Here is a 4,947-nt window from a genome sequence, read left to right as displayed (position 1 = left end):
TGCCGTGGCCTTCCGTCACGCGCGACGCCTCCGTCCCGTGCTCTCCCGGGTCCTGCCGCGGCTCGGCCACGAGACCGCGGCCATGGCGCGGACGACCGTCGCCGTCACGCAGCTCTCGGGCTCGCCGGGAGCGAACGTCATCGCCGCGACGGCACGCGCCCACGTCAACATGCGCGTCATGGTCGGAGAGACCGTCGACGGGGCGGTAGAGCGAATCCGAAGCACCATCAAGGACCCTCACGTCGAGGTGATGCTGGTCAGCGGAGACGAACCGAGTCCTGTGTCGCCGACGGACGACGCGGCATACGCCCTCCTCGAGTCGACCCTGAAGGACGTCTTCCCCGGGACGGTCGTTTTGCCGTACGTCATGCTCGCGGCGACCGACTCGCGCCACTTCCATCGCGTGTGGCCGTGCGTCTACCGCTTCACCCCGTTCCGGATGACCGACGCGCAGCGTGCCTCGATCCACGGCGTTGACGAGCGCATCGGCGTCGCCGACCTCCTCGACGGCGTCCGGTGGTACCGACGTCTCATCGAACAGCTCTGAGCGAGAACAGGACCCGCATGTCAGACAGCACGACGGTCACGGACGCTGCCCGCGCCGTGGCCCGCAGCCCGATCGCCAAGGTCGTCGGCTTCCTCATCTGCGTCGAGCTCGCGAGCGGGGTGCTGCAGGGCTACTACACCCCGATCTTCACCGACATCGCCCGGCACCTGTCGATCAAGGACGCCGACGTCAACTGGTTCGAGGCCGCGCAGCTCATCGTGTCGGCGCTCGTGGTGCCGCTGCTCGCGCGGCTCGGTGACCTCGTCGGTCACCGACGCGTGCTCCTCCTGTCGACCGTCGTCACGGCGCTCGCGTCGTGGGGCGTCGCGTTCGCGCCGAGCTTCGGCCTCTTCCTCGTCGCCTGGGCCGTCCAGGGCTTCTACGTCGTGTGGCTCCCGATGGAGGTGGCGATCATCCACCGCCGCACCGGCGGAGCGGAGCGTCGCGTGCGTGGCGCCGCCGGGCTGCTCGTCGCCGGTCTCGAGCTCGGCGTCATCGCCGGAGCCCTGACGAGTGGCGCGCTCGCCGAGTCCCTCGGCATGACAGCGCTGCTCGCACTCCCTGCCGTCGTCGTGACGCTGGCTCTCGTCGCGATCTGGTTCGGGGTCGAGGWGTCGCCCGTGCTGGCCCACGGTTCGGTCGACTGGCGCGGCTTCTGGCTCGTCACCGTCGCTCTCGCGCTCGTGATGGGCGGGCTCGTCATGCTGCGCGTCCTCGGTCCGGGCAGCGCATGGCCGTGGGTCCTCGTCGTGACCGGGGGTGCGGCATTCGTGCCCTTCGCGCGCGTCGAGCTGGCTCACCCGGAACCGCTCGTCGACCTGCGCGTCCTCCGCGCGCGCGGACAGTGGCCCGTGCAGGTGACGGCCTTCCTTTTCGGGGTCTCGGTCCTGGGCGCGCAGATCCCGCTCTCGACCTTCGCTCGCACCGACCCGGCCGTCACCGGCTACGGCCTCGGCGCCTCGGCGGGCAAGGTCTCGATCATCATCGGCGGCTACGTAGTGTCGCTCGCGGTGGGTGCGCTCCTGCTCCACCTCCTCGCCCACCGCACCGGCACGCGGGTGGCGATGGTCGTGGCAGCCGTGCTCGTCGCCGTGGGCTACCTGCTCTTCCTGCCGTTCCACGACACGCTCGCCCAGACCATGACGAACATGGTCGTCGCCGGTCTCGGCTCGGGCGCACTGGTGGCGGGTCTGCCGACGGCCGCGGCGGCTCAGGCGCCGCCCACGCACACCGGCCTGACGACGGGCATGACCAACACCACCAAGACGATCGGGGGAGCGTTCGCCTCGAGCGTCTTCGCGATCGCGCTCGCGTCCACGGGGACGGTCGAGGCCGAGGCGACGGCCCACGCATCGCTCTCCGGCTACCTCGTCGTCTGGGGGATCTGCGGCGTCACGGCGCTCGTCGCGGCGGTCTGCCTCCTCGTGACGCGCCCGGTCACGCCGCGCCCGGGTCCGTGAGGTCGAGAGCCCGGCCGCGAACTGTACCCACGGCGTCTGGTCGCCCAGATGGCGGCTCGGCGCTCAGGATCGGGACCGACAGCCTGGTCACCTTTCGACTGTATGCCGGCGGGTGCGTCCTAGTCGGGCAGGCGTCGAGCAGATCCGAGCTCTGCCCGGTCTGCGGCCGAGCGGCCGGAGTGCCACCCCTCGGCATCGCGGGCGGAGCCGAAGGACGCGCGTCGGACGTCGGGGAACCACGTGTCGACCATGTCGTCGACCTCCCTGGCCCGGGCGGTGAGGATCGGCACCAGCTCGCGCCCGTTCGTGCGGTCGGCTGCCGCCACCTCCTCCTGCGCCGTGGCCTCGCGGAGGCGCTCCCCGATGCGATCGGCGAACGCCGCGAGGAAGGACTGCCGAAACGAACGGGTGCGGCTGCCGCCGTGAGGGTCGGTGCGCGAACCCGCAGCGGCGAGCGTTCGCGTCGCCTGGACGAGGAGCGAGGTGAAAAGCACCTCGACGCCGTCGACGTCGGACTCGAAGCCGACGATGGTGCCGAAGCCGAGCTCGCGCGACCAGACCATGCGGCACCGGTTGGCCGAGGCGACGACCTGCAGCAGGGCTGCCTTCGGGCCCTCGTAGGGGTTGTCGATGCCGATGCGGCGTCCCTGCGGATCACTCCCGCGACCGCCGGTTCGGTCGTGCCCCGCCCGAGCCAGGAGGGCGGCGTCGATGCTGTGCCGCGCCATGAGTGACTGTGCCCCAGCGGTGAACGTCTCGGCCTCGGCCTCGAACGGTGTCGACTCGGCCTTGGCGAGGAGCATCCGGACCCGGCTGAGGATGCGCTCGTCGGCGACCGGACCGTCGCTCGCTGGCTCCGCCGCCCTGGGCGGGGCCTCGCCAGGGAGCGCGGTCAGTCGCTCGAGGATCGGCAAGCGGGCGACGAGGTGCAGCAGGGCCACCGACCGTGACACGAGGGTGAACCAGTCGGTGCCCGCGGCTCGCCGCTCCTCGAGCCAGGTGGTCGACCGGGGCGCACCCCGCCCGTCGCGAGGAAGTCCGTCGAGCTCGCGCAGCTGCGCGATCCAGTGCCGGTCGAGGGTCGAGGCGGGATAGCGCTCGAGCTCGTGGCTCATGACGTCGACGACGACCTCCTGCTCCGCCGGGCCGAGGCGGCGACCGACCAGACGGTGGACGTCCGCCGGCTGCCACCCGCGCTGCCAGGCCTCGGTCGTGGCCATCGTCAGGGAGTCGAGCAGCGCCAGCACGACGGTCCGGTGGGTGCCCGGCTCGGCGCACAGGGCGGCGATGGTGGCGGCGACGTCGTCGAACCGGTGCACGTCTCCGTGGTCGAGCGCGACGAACGCCTCGCCCAGCAGGTCTCGCAACGCCAGGCGGACCTGCGTCGACGACGACGGGGTGTCACCGGACGGCGCGCTCTGCTGCGCGCTGCGTCGCCGGCTGCGACTCGCCCTGCCCATGGGACCTCCTCACGTGGTGCCGCCCATGCTGTCACCGACGGTGCGTCCGGCTCGCATCGCCGGCGACAGCTGTGGACGAAGCTCCTGCGCTCAGAAGGCGGGCAGGTCGCCCTCACCGGGGGTGACGCGCCGCTCCGACTCGTCGATGGGCACGTCGTTGATGCTCGCCTCGCGCCGACGCATGTAGCCGAGGTCGTCGAACTCCCACTGCTCGTTGCCGTAGGACCGCCACCACTGCTCGTCGCGGTCGCGCGACTCGTACTGGAAGCGGACGGCGATGCGGTTGCCGGAGAAGGCCCACAGGTTCTTGCGCAGCCGGTAGTCGAGCTCGCGCTCCCACTTGCGGGTCAGGAACTCGACCACGGCCGCGCGGCCGACGACGTGCTCGCCGCGATTGCGCCACTCGGTGTCCTCCGTGTAGGCCCCGGCGACGCGCTCGGGGTCGCGGGTGTTCCACGCGTCCTCGGCCGCCTGCACCTTCCGTCGCGCGGTCTCTTCGGTGAAGGGCGGGAGGGGAGGTCGTGGATCCATCGTGGGCTCCTCGCGGGTTCAGAACGGAGGCAGCGCCTCGTCAGTCAGGGTACGGCCTGGTGCCAATCCGCGGTCGGGCGGATCGACGCCCTCGCGCCAGTCCTTGGGACGGGTGACGTAGGTGCGGCCGGTGAGGGTCGTCCACTCGAGGCCGCCGTCGGCGACGGGCACAGTCGTCCAGACACCGTCGGTCTTGAGGTTGTGGTGCATCCGGTGCTTGGCGTGGAGGTTGTCGATCGATGTCGCACCCTTCGGCCACGGCGTCTCGTGATCGAGGTCGCAACGGGTGGCGATGACCTCGCAGCCGGGCCCGCGGCACCTGCCGTCGACAGCCTGGACGTGCTCGACCATGGCAGCGGACGGTCGGTAGGCCGTCGTCGGTCGTGACAAGGCCTCGCCCGTGCGCAAGTCGACGGGCAGGGTGCGCCACACCGACCCGGGACGCGTCATGATCTCGCGGGCATGAGCCGCGGTCACCCAGCCGTGTCCGGGCAGCTCACACGCGGCCTGGGACGTGCCGGCCGCGACCTCGAAGGGCATGACGAGCCACACCAGACCCGACGGTTGACCCTCCGAGACGGTGGTCGGCGTGGCGCTCGACGTGGAGGGCGAGGCGGCGCCGGACGCGGTGTCGGCGGTGTCGGTGGTGTCGCTGGTGACGGTGCTGGTCACGGGCTGCAGCGCCTCGAGGTGGCTGTGGAGCAGGGCCTCCGTGGCGAGGTCGCAACGGAGCTGGTCGAGGGTGCGGGGATCGCCCGCACCCCGTGCCGCGCGCGCCTGCGCGTCGAGCCGGTCCATCACCGCAGCGACCGCGTCGGCATCGGCGACGAGGGTGAGGCAGCCCATGCCGTCGCCGGTGAGCCGGCCGAACACGCCCCGCCGCGACCGCGCGGCGGCGCGGCGCTCGTCGGACCCGCGGCCGTCGACGGAGGCGATCGCACGCCGCAGC

At 72.0% G+C, this 4,947-nt stretch carries 5 protein-coding genes; 2 read left to right on the top strand and 3 right to left on the bottom strand.

What is annotated here, in order from left to right; genetic code table 11:
• Together AC1DP0_RS17965 and AC1DP0_RS17960 are read left to right on the top strand one after the other, a co-directional pair.
• A partial coding sequence (locus tag AC1DP0_RS17965; protein WP_478087038.1) for a M20/M25/M40 family metallo-hydrolase occupies positions 1 to 547 on the top strand: 547 nt, incomplete at its 5' end.
• 17 nt (positions 548 to 564) lie between these two features.
• Positions 565 to 2,007 (top strand): MFS transporter, encoded by a 1,443-nt coding sequence (locus AC1DP0_RS17960; protein ID WP_478087035.1) that lies wholly within the window; start codon positions 565 to 567, stop codon positions 2,005 to 2,007.
• A 119-nt stretch (positions 2,008 to 2,126) separates the two neighbouring features.
• On the opposite strand, the gene AC1DP0_RS17955 is transcribed toward AC1DP0_RS17960, so the two are convergent.
• The 3 genes from AC1DP0_RS17955 to AC1DP0_RS17945 form a co-directional block, all read right to left on the bottom strand.
• The gene (locus tag AC1DP0_RS17955; protein ID WP_478087033.1) at positions 2,127 to 3,467 is read right to left on the bottom strand and encodes a DUF2786 domain-containing protein; all 1,341 of its coding nucleotides are present in this window, start codon (positions 3,465 to 3,467) and stop codon (positions 2,127 to 2,129) included.
• A 90-nt stretch (positions 3,468 to 3,557) separates the two neighbouring features.
• Positions 3,558 to 3,998 carry a DUF1348 family protein gene (locus tag AC1DP0_RS17950; protein WP_478087031.1) on the bottom strand — a complete coding sequence of 147 codons (441 nt, stop codon included), beginning with the start codon at positions 3,996 to 3,998 and terminating at the stop codon, positions 3,558 to 3,560.
• 18 nt (positions 3,999 to 4,016) lie between these two features.
• The coding region (locus tag AC1DP0_RS17945; protein ID WP_478087029.1) for an HNH endonuclease signature motif containing protein at positions 4,017 to 4,947 on the bottom strand (931 nt) is incomplete at its 5' end.

The organism is Terrabacter sp. P5_B1, from assembly GCF_056400505.1.
This window is presented reverse-complemented; position numbering and strand designations above follow the sequence as displayed.